Annotated in this window: 15 protein-coding genes; 4 read left to right on the top strand and 11 right to left on the bottom strand. The window is 35.0% G+C overall.

What is annotated here, in order from left to right; genetic code table 11:
- Window positions 1–11: 11 nt before the first annotated feature.
- The 4 genes from ACE94K_RS22470 to ACE94K_RS22455 form a co-directional block, all read right to left on the bottom strand.
- On the bottom strand, window positions 12–452 hold the full coding sequence (locus ACE94K_RS22470; protein WP_378177968.1) for a hypothetical protein: 441 nt from the start codon (window positions 450–452) through the stop codon (window positions 12–14).
- A 3-nt stretch (window positions 453–455) separates the two neighbouring features.
- Complete coding sequence (locus ACE94K_RS22465) at window positions 456–1337, bottom strand: methyltransferase domain-containing protein (protein WP_378177965.1); 882 nt, start codon at window positions 1335–1337, stop codon at window positions 456–458.
- 15 nt (window positions 1338–1352) lie between these two features.
- Entirely contained in the window at window positions 1353–1718 is a 366-nt protein-coding gene (locus ACE94K_RS22460) for a hypothetical protein (protein ID WP_378177963.1), read from the bottom strand.
- A gap of 98 nt (window positions 1719–1816) precedes the next feature.
- A complete protein-coding gene (locus tag ACE94K_RS22455; RefSeq protein WP_378177960.1) occupies window positions 1817–2320 on the bottom strand; it encodes a GbsR/MarR family transcriptional regulator in 504 nt (167 codons plus the stop codon).
- A 174-nt stretch (window positions 2321–2494) separates the two neighbouring features.
- Here ACE94K_RS22455 and ACE94K_RS22450 point away from each other — a divergent pair, with 174 nt between their 5' ends.
- Window positions 2495–5002 (top strand): M20/M25/M40 family metallo-hydrolase, encoded by a 2508-nt coding sequence (locus ACE94K_RS22450; RefSeq protein WP_378177957.1) that lies wholly within the window; start codon window positions 2495–2497, stop codon window positions 5000–5002.
- Window positions 5003–5098: 96 nt separating this feature from the next.
- Here the strand turns inward: ACE94K_RS22450 and ACE94K_RS22445 are convergent, their stop codons facing one another.
- The 3 genes from ACE94K_RS22445 to ACE94K_RS22435 form a co-directional block, all read right to left on the bottom strand.
- Window positions 5099–7120: a M3 family metallopeptidase gene (locus ACE94K_RS22445; protein WP_378177954.1), complete on the bottom strand. Its 2022-nt coding sequence runs from the start codon at window positions 7118–7120 to the stop codon at window positions 5099–5101.
- A gap of 588 nt (window positions 7121–7708) precedes the next feature.
- Window positions 7709–8194 (bottom strand): 5-(carboxyamino)imidazole ribonucleotide mutase, encoded by a 486-nt coding sequence (purE, locus tag ACE94K_RS22440; protein ID WP_378177951.1) that lies wholly within the window; start codon window positions 8192–8194, stop codon window positions 7709–7711.
- 127 nt (window positions 8195–8321) lie between these two features.
- A complete protein-coding gene (locus tag ACE94K_RS22435) occupies window positions 8322–9479 on the bottom strand; it encodes a 5-(carboxyamino)imidazole ribonucleotide synthase (RefSeq protein WP_378177948.1) in 1158 nt (385 codons plus the stop codon).
- Between the two features lie 167 nt (window positions 9480–9646).
- Here ACE94K_RS22435 and ACE94K_RS22430 point away from each other — a divergent pair, with 167 nt between their 5' ends.
- Genes ACE94K_RS22430 through obgE form a run of 3 tightly spaced genes read left to right on the top strand, consistent with a single transcriptional unit; the run spans window position 9647 to window position 12313 of the window.
- On the top strand, window positions 9647–10753 hold the full coding sequence (locus ACE94K_RS22430) for an adenylate kinase (RefSeq protein ID WP_378177945.1): 1107 nt from the start codon (window positions 9647–9649) through the stop codon (window positions 10751–10753).
- A 10-nt stretch (window positions 10754–10763) separates the two neighbouring features.
- A complete protein-coding gene (locus tag ACE94K_RS22425) occupies window positions 10764–11261 on the top strand; it encodes a hypothetical protein (RefSeq protein WP_378177942.1) in 498 nt (165 codons plus the stop codon).
- Window positions 11262–11314: 53 nt separating this feature from the next.
- Window positions 11315–12313 (top strand): GTPase ObgE, encoded by a 999-nt coding sequence (gene obgE, locus ACE94K_RS22420; protein WP_378177939.1) that lies wholly within the window; start codon window positions 11315–11317, stop codon window positions 12311–12313.
- 40 nt (window positions 12314–12353) lie between these two features.
- Here the strand turns inward: obgE and ACE94K_RS22415 are convergent, their stop codons facing one another.
- The 4 genes from ACE94K_RS22415 to ACE94K_RS22400 form a co-directional block, all read right to left on the bottom strand.
- The gene (locus tag ACE94K_RS22415; protein ID WP_378177936.1) at window positions 12354–13781 is read right to left on the bottom strand and encodes a polysaccharide lyase; all 1428 of its coding nucleotides are present in this window, start codon (window positions 13779–13781) and stop codon (window positions 12354–12356) included.
- Window positions 13782–14055: 274 nt separating this feature from the next.
- On the bottom strand, window positions 14056–14382 hold the full coding sequence (locus ACE94K_RS22410; protein WP_378177933.1) for a GNAT family N-acetyltransferase: 327 nt from the start codon (window positions 14380–14382) through the stop codon (window positions 14056–14058).
- A 27-nt stretch (window positions 14383–14409) separates the two neighbouring features.
- Window positions 14410–15459, bottom strand: coding sequence for a strictosidine synthase family protein (locus ACE94K_RS22405; protein ID WP_378177930.1), 1050 nt, complete (start codon window positions 15457–15459; stop codon window positions 14410–14412).
- A 14-nt stretch (window positions 15460–15473) separates the two neighbouring features.
- Window positions 15474–16883, bottom strand: a complete 1410-nt coding sequence (locus tag ACE94K_RS22400; RefSeq protein WP_378184346.1) for an amidohydrolase — start codon at window positions 16881–16883, stop codon at window positions 15474–15476.
- Window positions 16884–17207: the final 324 nt, after the last annotated feature.

Raw genomic sequence — 17207 nt, 5'->3', positions numbered from 1 at the left:
ATTCTTTAAAATTAAAATAATAATATGGGTAACCACAGGATTCTATATGTTATCCAGGTAATGGTTAAATAAGATGGTAATGCTAGTTTTTTTACTCTTCTTGCGTGCTCTATAATCATTGCTAAAACCACTAGTAGGAATAAAAGAATTCGGATCTCTATTGATATTGGATCTTTTTGAAACAAAAATATCAACGGAATTAAGGCTAACGAACCTAATAGAGAAACCGTAATCATATGAGATAAATAGGTATGAAGTTTTCTCTTTATAAAAATGAGTATGATACTTCCTTGCCACAATAGTTGACCCGAGCACATGATCATTTCCTTGGTTAAATTATCATTAGGAATCAATTCAGGAAGTGCTTTTGCGTAATAAAACAATACGACTGTCGATAGTACGGTAGCGATGATGATGTACATCCATTGATATGTTCTGAAACCGATATTCATTCCCTATTTTTCTGCTGTTATGATATAATAGCCAAAGCTTTTCATATGCAAACCTGATAGTAGCGCAAACAGAGATCCTTTTAGGTTTTTCCAACTTTGGGGTTTTAGCGTTTCTTTCTTGAATAGTTTTTTAAAAATAAAACCGGTTATCGCAAAGGGCACGTGCAATACAGAAGGTGCTACTCTAAAAGAAATATCTTCTACGATGATGTTTTTGAAACCAACTTCCTTTAAAGATTTTTTAACTCGCTGTATACTGCCCAATCCTTCCAGACTCCATCCTTTGCAAAGTTGATCATAACAGTAATGACTTCCCTGACATAATTGCTCTTCATCTTTTTTTAGAAAAGCATCCGCAATGACAAATTTTGCTCCTGGTTTTAGGATTCTATAGGCTTCACCCAATGCTTCCTTACTATGACCAGAATGACATAAACTTTCAATCGCGTATGCACTATCAAAACTGCCGTCGGCAAAAGAAGTGTTGCAATAGTTTTCTTCCAGAATCAACCCGTTCATGTTTTGGAATCTTTTATTGCCTTCCTGAACCTGAAAATGAGAAAGTGTAACCCCGATAACACTAAGACGTGGATATTTGCGTAAACCATATCTCATCGTACCACCAATTCCACAACCTAAATCTGCAATCAGTCCATTCTTTTTGTTGAAATGTAATCTATTAAACACTTGATTGTTCATTTCGTTAAGCATGGTATCTCTTTTAAAGAGGGTTGTTTTAAAAGGAATATAGTATCCAAAATGCATATTGAAATCCTTGCTCCAGAATTCGTAATCTTCTGTAGCCTCATTATAGAGATCAATTAGGTTCTCTTTGTTAGATTTTTGAAATCTGATTTTGCGTAGGAGTGGAAGTGTAGTATTCATAAAACATCTTTTTAGTTAAGAAAAAATGGGCTTATTTTTGGTCATTTGTTGATACTTTTTAATTTCGTAAGTTATGTATACAAAGTATGCAGCAATACTCATTGGGATTAAACAGAATAAAAGAATCAGTATAATATCGTTGTTAGTATTAAATGCATTTGTAAGCCAAAGCGCACCATATGTAGGAATTAAGCCCCAATAAATAAAGAGAAGATGCTTTACTTTACGGTTTAAATTTTTCCAATTTAATGACACGATAATTGCCAAAACAACTTGAATAAATCCAAGCAGTATCTGTGCTAACAATCCGAAGTATACTGTAGCATAAAGCAGTAAAGTGATGATAAAACTCCATTTGTTAATGTTATGTATAGTTTTCATAATTCTAATAGTTTTAAAGTTTCAATAATTTTTGAAATATAATTTGAAAAAGAAAAGGAATCACTTCCTTCCTCTTCTAATGATATATATTCTATAATTTACTTAATTAGTTTCATCAAGGTTTTTGTGATCCAATTAGATTCTTGATTTACTACTTTATTCATCATAGTATCCGCGTTGTCTGCTAGTTCATATAGGGCCTTAGTTTGTTTGATCAATTCTTCTGTCTTTTCGGTTCCATCACTTTCGATACCTGATACTTCTCGTAATACTTTTATCACTGGTTTAATCTCGCGTCTGCTACGTTCTTTGGCTACTTGTCTGGCAAGCTCCTGTACATCTTTTTCAGATACAAAATACTCTTTTCGTTCACCAGGTTTACTTTCTTTAAAAACAATACCCCAATCCATCAATTGACGAAGGTTCATACTGGTATTACCACGGGAGATATGCAATTCTTCCATAATATCCTCCATGGAAAGTGGTTCTGGCGAAATCCATAATAATGCGTGAATCTGTGCCATCGCTTTATTAATGCCCCATAAGGTTCCTAATGCTCCCCAAGTAGATATAAATTTATCTTTTGCTTCTGTGTAATCCATAGAACAAATATATAATAAATTTTAAACTTTCAATAATTAATGAAAGTTTATTTTGTTAATTATGTTAAAACCATACACTAACAGATGTTAGTGCAGTTGTTTTTTTACGGATTCACCGCTTTGTTAATAGTTTGATTTTGTGTAAGTTAATAGTCTAACACAAACTCATTTAAAATGAAAAAATGCAACCTTATTTTTTTAACAGTAGTACTGTGCCTATGCTTAAATCTCGGCTATGCACAACAGCCATCAGATATGTTTTATGCTACGATGGAAACAAAAGATGCTTTTGCACTTCAAAAAAATCACCCTGAAGACATCAAAATCATACAATCCAAAAATGGATACAGTGCTGTGATGCTAAGTGACCAAGCTGCTCACGAATTACACCACAAAGTGCTGGTACACGGTCCGGGATTTATTTATCAAAGTTCTAAGAAAAAAGCTTTGTCTTCTTTAGAACAAACAAGAATATCCCAAAAGCTTGCAGGTGGCTTTTCTATTACACAGGATCAATTAGTGCTGCAGAGTTTAGATTTGGTCAATAATCTAAATATTGCCAATCAAATTCTGGAACTTGAGGATTATGGCACTCGCTATCATACTAAAAGTAGCGCAACACAAGCAGTTATGGATCTCAAAACAAAATGGGAGAATCTTGCCGGAGGAAGAAATGATGTATCTGTCCGTTTGGTAAATCATAGCAGTACCAATATGCCTTCTCTTATTATGACCATTACGGGGACTGAAAAACCTGATGAATTTGTAATTATTGGTGGTCACATCGATTCTACCTCCGGCGGGACTAATAATGATGCACCTGGCGCGGACGATAATGCTTCAGGGATCGCTACCATTACCGAGGCGGCAAGAGTGCTGTTTGATATGAATTTTCAACCGAAAAGAACGATGGAATTTATGGCCTTTGCGGCAGAAGAAGTCGGCCTTAGAGGATCCAGAGAAATAGCAGAAGACTATCGTAACAGAAACGTAAATGTAATTAGTTATATGCAACTGGATATGACTAATTATAAAGGATCAACTAACGATGTGTATGTTTCTACGGATTCATATAATGACGATACTTTAAATGACTTTTTAATAGAGTTAATGAATTATTATAACGCATCGGGACCACACGCTCTTACCTATGGAACATCCAGATGTAACTATGGTTGTTCTGATCATTATAGCTGGGCACAAGAAGGATATAATGTAGCATTTCCTTTTGAAGCAACTTTTAACCAAAGTAACCCTAATATCCATACCACACGAGATACTTTTGATCGATCTCCTACACCAAATGCAACACACGCAGCCAAATTTTGTAAACTGGCTCTTGAGTATTTGATAGAAATAGGGAATGGAGTAAACGATGGGGGAGGCGATGCTTGTGCGGATACTGTTTTTAATTATCCGTATCAAGAAGGATTTGAAGGGGCATTGAGTGGATGGCTGCAAGGTGTGGATGATGATTTGGACTGGACTAAAGATACTAATGGTACACCATCTAATGGTACAGGACCGGGTAATGCTGCAGAAGGTTCTTATTATATGTATGTAGAAGCTTCAGGAAATGGTTCTGGATATCCGAATAAAAGAGCAAACTTATTTTCACCTTGCCTACAATTAGATGGTTTGTCTTCTGCTACGTTAAGTTTTCAATATCATATGCAAGGCGATAATATAGGAAGTTTTACCGTAGAGGTAACAGAAGATAGAGTAAATTATGCTAACGTATTCAGCAGATCAGGATCTCAGGGAAGTAATTGGAATACAGCCAATATAGACCTTTCTTCATATATAGGAACAACGGTATGGTTGAGATTTAGAGCTGTTACAGGAAGTAGCTGGCAAGGTGATATTGCTATTGATAATATTGAGGTTAAGGAATCTACAGTAGATCCGGATCCAGATCCGTGCGTAGCATTGAACTTTAATGATTTTACAATCTCAGGGTTTTCTAATCAGGATTCTGCAGGCGATTACTCCGTAGTGAGTGCGGGGGCCGGATTATCCATGCAAAATAATACCTGGAAATATATTTCTTTAAATTATAATGTAACTGCATCTACAGTGTTAGCATTTGATTTTAGTAGTTCTTCTCAAGGAGAGATTCACGGTATTGGTTTTGAGAATGATAATACTTTAACATCTAATAGGTATTTTAAGGTTCATGGTACTCAGAACTATGGCTTAACTAACTATGATAATTATGCCGGTGGCACTGCGACCTATGTAATTCCCGTTGGGGATTTTTATACAGGTGCTATGGACCGACTTGTTTTTGTAAATGATAATGATGCAGGAAGTGGTAATACATCTGTTTTCTCCAATGTAAAAATTTATGAAGGATCTTGTGCAAGGTCGTCAACAGCGGTTGTGGATTTTGGAAAGCAAACCCCAATATTAGGTAATGAGGATGAATTAGATTCTTCTATTATAACCATTGCTCCTAATCCTGCAAAGGATAGTTTTATCTTAAATGTTAGAGGAACAGATAATAAGAATATATCAGCAACTGTATTTACTATTTTAGGAAAAAAAGCAGCTACAATCCAGTTAAGTTCAGGAGTAAATACTATTTCTGCCAGTAATTTATCGTTGGGATCAGGAATATACTTGATTAGGATAGAAAGCGAAGGAGAAAAATTAGCCGTGCGAAAATTAGTAATTCAATAATCCCAAAATAAATCGAAATATTGACGTAAAACATTAATCTAAAAAGGTGCTTCAGTTTTGAGGCACCTTTTTTTACTATTAGTTATAGAAAGTTAGTTATTTAATCAACCCTGCACGTTTTAATAGCGCTTCTGGTTTTGGTTCTTGACCACGGAAACGTTTATATAAAACCATTGGACTCTCTGTTCCTCCTTTTGATAAAACATTATCCTTAAATTTAGTAGCCACTTCTTTATTAAAAATGCCATTTTCTTTAAAATACTCAAAAGCATCTGCATCCAATACTTCGGCCCATTTATACGAGTAATATCCAGCAGAATAGCCTCCTTGAAAAATATGAGAAAAAGAAGTGCTCATACAATTTTCTGCAACATCAGGATAAAGAGAAGTTCCTTCAAAAGCTTTTTTCTCGTGTGTTTTTACATCTCCTATGTCTCTTGGATCCTTAGCGTGCCAAGACATATCCAGTAGTCCAAAACTTAATTGACGCAGGGTTGCCATTCCTTCCATAAATGTAGAAGATTCTTTAATTTTCTGTACCAATTCCATCGGGATTACTTCGCCGGTTTCATAATGTTTAGCAAATAGTTCTAAGGCTTCTTTTTCGTAACACCAGTTTTCTAATACCTGACTGGGTAGCTCTACAAAATCCCAATGTACACTGGTTCCAGATAAACCAGGATAGGTAGTATCCGCTAACATACCGTGTAATGCATGTCCAAACTCATGGAATAAAGTAGTTACTTCATTAAACGTTAACAAAGATGGTTTGCTTGGCGTAGGTTTAGTAAAATTACATACAATAGAAATATGGGGTCTTATGTTTTTACCGTCCTTTCGCATTTGTGGTTTGTAGGAGGTCATCCAGGCACCATTTCGTTTTCCTGGTCTTGGATGAAAATCTGCATAAAAGACTGAAATAAAATTACCATCTGTATCGGTAACATTGTAAGTTTTTACTTCTTCGTGATATTTGTCTACTTGATCCGTTTCTTTAAAGTGTAATCCAAATAAGTTAGAAGCTACTTGAAAAACACCGTGAATAACATTTTCTAGTTTGAAATAAGGTTTTAGTTTTTCGTCATCAAGATCAAATAGTTTTTGTTTTAATTTTTCTGAATAATAAGCTCCATCCCATTTCTGTAATTGATCAATTCCGTCCAATTCTTTTGCAAAGTTTTCTAATTGCTTAAACTCTCTTTCTGCTGCCGGTTTCGCTTTCTCAAGAATTTCATTCAGAAAAGAGAACACCTTTTCGGGAGTCTCTGCCATACGCTCTTCCAGTACATAATTAGCGTGAGATGTATATCCTAAAACCAAAGCACGTTCGTGACGCAGCTTGGCAATTTTAAGCACATTTTCCTGATTATCCAATTCATCACCTTTAAACCCTTTAGAGCCAAATGCTAGCGCTAGTTTTTTACGAAGTTCTCTGTTGTCTGCATAGGTCATAAACGGAATGTAGCTGGGATAATCCAACGTGATCATCCAACCTTTTTTATCTTTGGAATCGGCAAGTGCTTTGGCAGCTTCTTTTGCACCCTCAGGTAAACCAGATACATCGGATTCATCGGTTAATAACGTCTCAAATTTATTAGTTTCTGCCAATACATTTTCTCCAAATGTCAGGCTCAGTTGTGCAAGTTCTTTATCAATTTTTCTTAGTTGTTCTTTCTTGTCAGCAGGTAGGTTGGCACCATTTCTTGAGAAAGATTTATATCTTTTTTCTAATAATGTATCTTGTTCAGGAGTTAGGTTTAGTGATTCTTTCTTAAGGTAAACAGTTTCAATTCTTTTAAATAGGTCCGTGTTTAATGCAATATCATTTCTAAACTCAGAGAGTAGAGGAGAGGCTTCTTGTGCTATCCTTTGAATTTCTTCATTAGTCTCTGCACTATTAAGATTAAAAAATACACTTGTTACTCGGTCCAGCAATTCACCACTATATTCCAATTGTTCAATTGTGTTTTCAAAAGAAGGGGCTGTCGAATTTTCTACAATAGCATTTACTTCGTTTTTGGCAATCTTAATAGCATTTTGGATGGCCGGTAAAAAATGTTCTGATTGTATGTGTGAAAAAGGAGCAAGGTCAAATAATTCTAATAAGGGATTTTTCATTGTAGTATGATGTTTTCTTTTAATATTCGATGGTTATTTGTCGAAAAAACGTGTTTTTTGACGATAATTCATCTTTTTATAGCATTGTCTTTTATTATTATGGTATCCCCAGGGGATATATTTGAATCGGTTTATTAGTAATGACTAAACAAAGAATATATTACATTATTGCTATAGGGGTATGGTAACAATAAGTAATCTTTGTGAAGTCAAATATATTGAAAGGGCTACAATTATAGTAGCTCTTTTTTTTTCATTTTTAGATTAAAGTTGCTAGTTTTTTGATCAGCGTGCCTAGAACGGATCGTTTTTATCGTGGGAAAAGATAAAATAAGGAAAAATTTAATGCATTTCGTCGATATAAACAGATTTTTATCGAAAATGTTAATAAGTTTTGACAGATAATTATTGCGTAATTAAAGTAAGGGTTTACCTTTGTGTCAGGTTTTAAGAGTATGGTCTTACGATGAATTTTTTTGTGTAATATATTTAAGTTGGTTAATAAATATTGTTATATTCTATTGTAAGACCTGATATTGGAAAGAGTCGCTGAGGAGCGACTCTTTTTTTATACCATAATTTCGTATGTTATTTTTTAATTTGTTTAGCTCCTTCGATTACTTTCTGTTTGAGACCTTCTTTATAAATAAGAATTTTGTCTAAGACACAGGAATCGGATGCCCCGATGATCTGAGCAGCCAAAATACCAGCATTCATTGCTCCATCTAAAGCTACGGTTGCTACAGGAACTCCGCCAGGCATTTGTAATATGGAAAGGACAGAATCCCAACCATCAATAGAGTTTCTGGATTTTACAGGAACCCCTATGACTGGTAGTGGGGATAGAGATGCCACCATACCCGGAAGATGTGCTGCTCCACCTGCTCCGGCAATAATGACCGATATTCCTCTGGTATGGGCATTTTTTCCGTAATCAAATAATTTTTCAGGGGTACGATGTGCAGATACTATGTCGACTTCAACTTCTATATCAAAACCTTTTAAAACGTCGATCGCTTTTTCCATTACGGGCAGATCACTGGTACTTCCCATAATGATTCCTACTTTACTCATGAATGTTGTTGTTTATTTCTTATTTGTTATTATTCAAACCTAAAAATCTTAGTGCTACAGTAAATAATATGATTTCTATTTTCTTTTAAAATATCGCTTTCCGTTTTCAAAATAATCAGAGTCTAACTTATTTACTCACTACTTTGATAGTTTTCTTTACTTTTTCGGCTATTTTGCGAGCCTCTGCAATATCTTTGTGAACAATAGTAACGTGCCCCATTTTTCTGAAAGGTCTGGTCTGTTTTTTTCCATAAATATGTGGAGTCACACCTTTCAATTCCATAATAGTCTCAATATTTTCATAAATCACATCTCCGGTATGTCCTTCAGCACCTACAAGATTGACCATAATCCCGCCTACTTTACTTTCTGTAGCTCCCAATGGTAAGTTCAAAATAGCTCTGATATGTTGTTCGAATTGGTTTGTATAACTAGCTTCTATACTGTAGTGACCACTATTGTGAGGTCTTGGTGCGACTTCATTAACTAAAATTTCACCATTTTTTGTCTGAAACATTTCTACGGCCAATATTCCTACATGCATAAAGGCTTTAGATACATCAGTAGCAATCTTTCGCGCTTTTTCTGCGATTTTATCGTCAATTCTAGCAGGGCAGATTACATATTCAACTTGGTTGGCTTCAGGATGAAATTCCATTTCTACCACTGGATATGTCTTGATTTCATTCTTAGGATTTCTAACCACGATTACTGCCAGTTCGTTTTCAAAATCCACTAACTTTTCGGCAATACATTCAGTATCCGGTAGCTTTGCAATATCAGCTCCTGTTCTGATAATCGAAACTCCTTTACCATCGTAACCCCCTTGTGTGCTTTTCCAAACAAAAGGTAACTTTATTTTACCACTAGTGATCCCTTCTGCAAGATGTGCTTTGTTGGAAAACTGTGTAAAATCAGCAGTTGGGATTCCTTGTTCTTTATAAAAAAGTTTTTGTCTTCCTTTATTCTGTATCTTTTCTAATGTCTTAGAATCAGGATATACTTTCTTTCCTTCTCGCTCAAGTCTCGCCAATGCTTTTACATTTACACTTTCAATTTCGAAAGTAAGTACATCAACTTTTTTACCAAAATTATATACGGTATCGTAATCCATCAGATCACCACGCTGAAAGTGATCACAGGCAATTCTACAAGGGGCGTCGGGGTTGGGATCCAGAACATAAGTGCAGATATCATATTTTCGGGTTTCGTAGAGCATCATTTTGCCTAATTGACCACCACCTAAAATACCTAACTTAAAGTCTGACGAAAAATAGTTTGTCATTTTTTGGAGTATCTAATTTGCCTTAGGCAACAAAAATAAATTTTTAATAAGTAAAAACCGCAATATTAGAGAGTAAATGCAGTTAATATCTGTCTTAAATCTTGTTTGTAATCACTATCTTTGCCGCTTTAAAAACAAAATGTATACTGAGATACTCTCAAACTAACATGATTACACTTCACGATTTACAATTTGTGCCTTTTATTGTTGAAGAGAAAATCAACAAAGCAATAGATACATTAGCTGATAGGCTTAATGAAGATTTATCAGACAAAAAACCTCTTTTTGTAGGTGTGTTAAATGGCGCTTTTATGTTTGCATCCGAAGTATTGAAAAGATTTAATCATGAGTGTGAAATAAGTTTTGTAAAACTTGCTTCTTATGATGGTACAGAAACTACTTCGAGTGTTCAGGAACTTATCGGGCTAAAAGAGAATATCACCGGAAGAACCGTAATAGTTTTGGAGGATATCGTTGATACCGGCAATACGATTGTACAATTGACAAAAATGTTTAAGGATAAAGGCTGCAAAGAGATGAGAATCGCAGCATTATTTTTTAAACCTGAAGCATATACCAAAGAAATAAGTATAGATTATATAGGGATTAAGATCCCAAATAAATTTATAGTAGGGTATGGACTGGACTACAATGGTTTGGGACGTAATCTTACAGATGTTTACCAATTAAAACAAAACAACATGACAAATTTAGTGTTATTCGGACCTCCGGGAGCAGGAAAAGGAACACAAGCAGAAGTTTTAAAAGAAAAGTATGATCTGGTACATATTTCTACCGGAGATGTATTTCGATACAATATAAAAAATGCTACAGAGCTGGGAACACTGGCAAAATCTTATATCGATAAGGGACAATTGGTACCGGATGAGGTAACGATCAATATGCTTAATGCCGAAGTAGATAAAAATCCGGAAGCTAAAGGTTTTATTTTTGATGGCTTCCCGAGAACAGAAGCCCAGGCTGAATCTTTAGGAGAATTATTGTCTTCTAAAGGAGCAGAAGTAAGTGCGATGGTAGCATTAGAAGTTGATGATGAGGTATTGGTAAAACGTTTGTTAGAAAGAGGAAAAACTTCAGGACGTCCTGATGATGCGGATGAAGGTGTGATTCGAAATCGTATTAAAGTATATTACGATGAAACCGCAATCCTTAAAAATTATTATCAAAAACAAGATAAGTATTTTGGAGTTGATGGAGTAGGAGGTATCAGTGAGATCACGGAACGTCTTAGCAGTGTGATAGATAATTTGTAAATTTAAATCAATGGTCAAGAAATTAATATTTGTTCTGGTAACAGTTAGTTTTTTGGCTTGTACAAAAAAGTATCGTGAAATTCCGATTGAAGAACTTTCAGAAGATCTAAAAAATAGTGCAGAAGGTGCTGCTAATCTTATTCTAAATTTTTGTGATAACCCAGAAGATCTTGAAAAGTTTAGACTTCGTGCGTCTGTAAAAGCATACCTTCATTTGAATGCAGGGAAACAGTTTTTGGTTTGTTATGTATATGAAAATGAAGTTTCTGAAATAGCATTGGGTAGATTATATAAAGTAAATCAGTTAAAAGCGAAAGTTAAAAGATTTAAATACAAGTTGGATATCATTAGCGATACGTATGAATTGATGGAACTACATGTTGATCTCAATTCAAAAAAAGCCGTAGCGGATTATAAAATATTTGGTAAGCCAAAAGGTGAAACTGAATGGATTTCTATTATTGATGAATTGAATTTGGAGGTAATGAAAGCAATGAATAAGAAATAAATTTAGGATTTTGTTTTTTGAATGACGAGTATACAGAAATAGTATAGAGAATTATGACTGAAGGGAATTTTGTAGATTATGTAAAATTACATGTTACTTCTGGAAACGGAGGTAAAGGATCTGCGCATTTACATAGAGAAAAATACATTACCAAAGGAGGTCCCGATGGTGGTGATGGAGGTCGTGGAGGCCACGTGATCATTAGGGCAAATCCAAATATGTGGACTTTATATCACCTTAAATTTAAGCGTCATTTTAGAGCAGAACACGGAGGACATGGTAGTAAAAATCGCAGTAGCGGTGCTGATGGTGAAGATGTCTACGTGGATGTTCCTTTGGGTACTGTAATTAGAGATACTGAAACCCAAAATATACTGCACGAGATTACCGAAGAAGGACAGGAAATTATCATCGCAGAAGGCGGAATGGGAGGTCGTGGTAATTGGCACTTTAAAAGTTCTGTGAATCAAACTCCCCGATATGCACAGCCCGGCATCGAAGGACAGCAGTATGATATTACGTTAGAACTAAAAATATTAGCAGATGTTGGATTAGTTGGTTTTCCTAATGCAGGAAAGTCTACTTTATTATCAGTAATTACCTCTGCAAAACCCAAAATTGCGGATTATGAGTTTACAACACTCAAACCTAATCTAGGAATCGTAGAATATAGAGATTTTCAGACATTTGTTATGGCCGATATTCCGGGAATTATTGAAGGTGCTGCAGAAGGAAAAGGTATTGGACATCGTTTTTTGAGGCACATCGAACGAAACTCTACATTACTATTTCTAGTTCCCGCAGATGCACCGGATATCAAAGAACAGTATGAAATATTATTAGACGAATTACGAAGGTACAACCCGGATTTATTAGATAAAGAACGATTAATTGCAATCTCCAAATGTGATATGCTGGACGATGAACTAAAAGCCGAACTCAAATCTGAACTGGACATACAGCTTAATGTACCCTATTTGTTTATTTCTTCTGTAGCTCAACAAGGTTTGCAAGAGCTGAAAGACCAGCTTTGGAAAATGCTAAATAATTAGATTGATGAAATATTTATATTCTTATTGATTTATTATTACTTTATTTCAGTACTAGCTTTAAAGTAACATCAGAGATTTCCATTTTTAAAAAGTATACCCCTTTTGAATGTCCCGTCAAATCAACAGAGTTACCATTACCTCTCGAAATTTCTTTTCCAGAAATGTCATAAACTATCCAGCTTGTCTTTTTAGGAAGGTTATAGAATCCTAAGCTGGGATTTGGGTAAACTTTGATGTTAGATATGGTATTATGCTCTTCTACGGATAAAGGGTTTGTATAAAATTCCCACTCGTTAATTCTTTGATCAGACACTCTAAACTCATCAAACCAAACATAATAATCTTTATCTTTTGGAGCGTAGTCATTTACATCGGATCCGCCTAAAAAAGTAGAAATTAATATGTGATTGATAGTTATGTTTTCCCTGCTTTCTGTAGGGTTTCTGTAGTAATTAAAGTAATCTGATCCAACAAAATCATAATTCACACCGTCTACCCATCCTTCAAACAGACCATCGTTGCCATTAGGAGAACTTTCTAGTACATAATGTAATTCGATATTATGCCATCCCTGTGCGCGGAGATAATTTTCATATTCAAAAGAACAGATATCTGAGCCATCCACTACACGATCTCCCCAAAACCGTAATTCATTTTCGTCTTGATTCGCTGCTTCATCAGCAGGTTCTTGTTCACCCGGCAGTTCCATATAAAATTGTATAGCTCCTCCTTTTCTAAACATAATACGACCTTTCCATCGATTGCGATCACGCTCTCCATCAGGAGTATTTGGGTCAGAACCGCCAAGACTTGGCAATTTGCCACCGCACAGGCTAAAGTCAAAATCGTCACTAAACCTTATCCAATATGATAGATATAAATCAGAAGATTGATAATAATTATCTTTAAAGGTATTCATTAACGGTATTCTGGTATCAATACCAGAATCACCTGTTTTTAGCAACCCTTTTGGATATTTTACCTTTAAGGAAACTCCGCCGGGATCAATACTATGTTCGTAGTCTACGGATGCTCTATCCTGCGTTTCGTCTTTTTGTCCATTTATTGTTTGACCGTCATAAAATCCAATCCCATTAGACGTAGGAAAATCTTTTTTTAGTTCATTTTCGGTATATGTGTCTCCCACTCTTAAATGATCAAAACTGATGTGATATTCGTCATTTTCAAGCAAAGGATCTGGAGCAAGAATAATATTTCTTTGTGAGGTAGATTTGACGGTTTCGTATTTTAATGCACCAATCCTAAGGAATGTGCTGCTATTTCCGGTATCCAAATCAAAATCTCCATTTTCATCAGTTTTGGTATAGTTTGTTACGTTATTAGCATCGCAGACCAAGGCATTTTCGATTGGGTTTCCTGACTGATCTTTAACGGTTCCAGAGATTTGAGCTTTTACAGTCGATATCGATAGTAACAATAGCAGATAGCAAAGTAAGTGATTTTTCATGTGGCCAAGAGTTTGTAACATAGTAGTTTACTTTCTTCAAAAGGATTGTTAGTGCTATTATGTTGCGTACTTTTCGTATTTGGTTAGCGATCAAATTTAGATGTAAAACAAACTCTTTATCATTTTAGTATAAAAATTCTACGAAAATCTACTTAAAATTTTCTGTAGATTGGGTGCCTGAATAGATTACAAAAAAGATACGATTTAAAGTATAAATGGAAATACTCGATTTCTAAAGTGTATATTGAAATTGTTAGATGGAATAGATCAAATATTAGCCTTTAATCGAGTACCCCTCTTTTAAAATTCCGTCGGCAGCTTCTGGATGTTTTTTTAAATATGCAGCTACAAATGGACAAAGGGGTATCATTTGATATCCTTTTTCTCTAACGTAATCAAGAGTCTTTTTTACAATGGCACTTCCTAATCCTTTTCCTTCCATAGAGGTCGGAACTTCAGTATGGGTCAAATAAATGGAGTTGTCTTTAGTGAGAATATATTCGATAAATATAATTTCATTTTCAACGTGAAGTTCAAATTTCTTTTTTGGGCTATTGGTATTATTTATCAACTCCAGTTGAGACCAGTCGTTCTTTTTCATATTTGTTTTTTTAATTGTATTAAACTATTATTTGTTTGATTTTAGGATTAGGAAATGATCATCCATTACATTGCCGGTTATAATAAAGTCTTCAAAAGGAGCTGCTACTGTAGATCCCGACATAGTGCTTCCGTCATTAGTATAGATAGTTTCTATGTGATAATCCTTTTTTCCTCGATATGTAATTTTAATAATTTCTGAAGGAGAAGTATCTTTTTTCCTTTTTGCATAAGCTCCAAATCTAAGTAAATTAGGGTGTGCTCCGATCCATAGATTTCCTTTAGTATCAATTTCAATATTATCTACTCCTGTATTACAGGATATGTCTTCTATAAATTCCAGTGAGCCATCTTTATTTCTAGTATAGACTTTTACCAAAAAACCACGTGGAGATGCTACAAATAATAAGTTTCGGTTGGAATCGTAATTAATTCCATTGGCATAGGCAATTCCATCTGCCACTTCCGTATAATTTTCTCCATCAAAGTATAGTACATTGGATATAGAAAGACCGAGATATTCTTCTAATATTTTACCAAATCCTTTTGGATATCCGTGATCATTGGTTACATAAAAACGATGTTCATCGATGAGTACGATGTCATTTGGACTTATTAATAAAGGATGAGTCAACGTTTTTTGATGGATTAGATTTTTATCTTTCAGAGTGAAAACCTCAATCGAATGTCCTTCTGGTGTATGATTGATCGCCATTACTTTATAGATACTATCTTTTTTGATCATCGAAATTCCGTGAGGAGCAAAAGGTTTACTAAATGAAGAGGTAAGATGAGTAAGGTCAAAATTCTGATTTTTTAGATCCATCAGGTATAATCCACCTTTTTCTTCTTTTATAGCTGGATAAATTTCTCTATTGGTGGAAGAGATTATTGCAAAATCATCGATTGTACTTACGGTGATATCCTCAGCGCCTGGAATAGGAATTCTTTTTACAATGGTACCTTTAAATTTATTTTTAATAGTTTTAAAATAACCGGTTGATATCAAAGTATGAAGAACAAAGGCAATAATTACCAACAAAAGAACAAGTGCGATTCTCTTTATAAAACGCTTCATTAATTTTAATCTTATTACTTTTTTGAATTGCCTGGAATCGGTGGTGGTCCGTCTGGTACTATTGCTTTATATACTTCATCTCCTTTTCGCTCTTTATATTCAGCTTTTACTTTTTTCAAAGCTTCAGGGTTTTCATACAGATCGGTCATGGTCATTGCCATAGCTTTTGATGCATATAACATTCCCTTATGACCAATACTCATCCCACCGCAAGCTACAACAGCCCATGAATGCCAGGGTGTATCTTTGGGGGCTGTAGTTACGCCTAAATTAATATTGGGGACGTTCCAACTTACGTCGCCTACATCAGTCGAACCGCCACCAGGATGTTCTTTAGTTTCTTCTAAAGGAGTAATGACACTGTCCATGCCTACTTGTTCTTTTTTGGTTACTTCTTGGATTTTCTTTCCAAATGCAATTTCATCATCTGTATATTGTATTGGACCCAAGAGTTCTAGGTTATTTTGCATAAGTTTTCCTCCTTCGCGATTTACCAATACTTCATAAATTCCTGAGATCAACGAGATTTTATAATCCACGTTAGCCATAATTGCTGCTCCTTCTGCCATTTTCTTTACACGTTCATAAACGGGCATCATTCCGGATCGTTTGGTGTCACGTACACGCATCCATAATCGAGAATAATCAGGAACTACATTTACTACTTGTCCGCCATCCTGAATGTGATAATGCATACGAACTGTAGGTTTTACATGTTCGCGATAATAATTGATTCCGGTAGTATATAATTCTAAAGCATCAGAGGCGCTTCTACCATTCCAAGGATCTGCAGATGCGTGAGCAGCTTGTCCAAAAAATTCTACTTTAAAATCTACTAAGGCCAATGAACTTTGTACGTCTGCTTTGGTAGACGCAGAAGGATGCCAACTGATATTGGCATCAACATTATTCCATAAACCATCTCTTACCATCCATATTTTACCAAAATACTTTTCCTCGCTCGGAGTACCAAAAAACTTTACGGTTCCTTTAATTTTACCACTTTCAATTAATTCTTTTACGGCAATTGCGGCCCCTAAACTGCCAGCTCCAAAAAGATTATGTCCGCAACCATGTCCAGCTGCTCCATCGTTCAATGGAGATTTTGTAGGTTGTGCTTTTTGTGAGATACCAGGTAGCGCATCAAATTCTCCCAAAACACTGATCACTGGTTTTCCGGATCCATAGGTAGCTACAAAAGCGGTAGGCATTCCTGCTACACCTCTTTCAACTGTAAATCCTTGCTGTTCTGCATAGTCGGCTAACAGTTTTGAAGATTGATTTTCTTCAAAAGCTGTTTCGGCCAAGGCCCAGATTTGATCGCTGATATTGATAAGTTCTTTTTGATGTTTTTCTATCGACGCTAAGATCGCTTGTTTGTTTTTGGATAATTTTTGTTGACCATAGAATGGTAAGATTAACATCGAAAATAGAAAAACAATACAGTATTTTAATTTCATAATAGCCGGAATTAATGAATTTACATAATGATGATTAGGTTAAAAATAAGGTTTTTATGTTGATAATACCATTTTAATGCATTCTAATGGGAATAAGATATTTAACTAATGATAGTACTATTAGGTTCTTTTACGGTACAACCACATGTGGTTAAAAACGATTACTAATTCAATTCTTACGAATACTCATTTATTAACATTTCTTAACGTTAATTACAATAGTTTTAACCTGCGATAAAGTAATACATTGATTATAAAAATGTTATCAGTAACTGAGAATTGCTAATA

This window comes from Aquimarina besae, assembly GCF_042434905.1.
GTDB lineage: Bacteria > Bacteroidota > Bacteroidia > Flavobacteriales > Flavobacteriaceae > Aquimarina.
The sequence above is the reverse complement of the archived record's forward strand: the minus strand, read 5'-3'. Positions and strand labels throughout refer to the sequence as shown.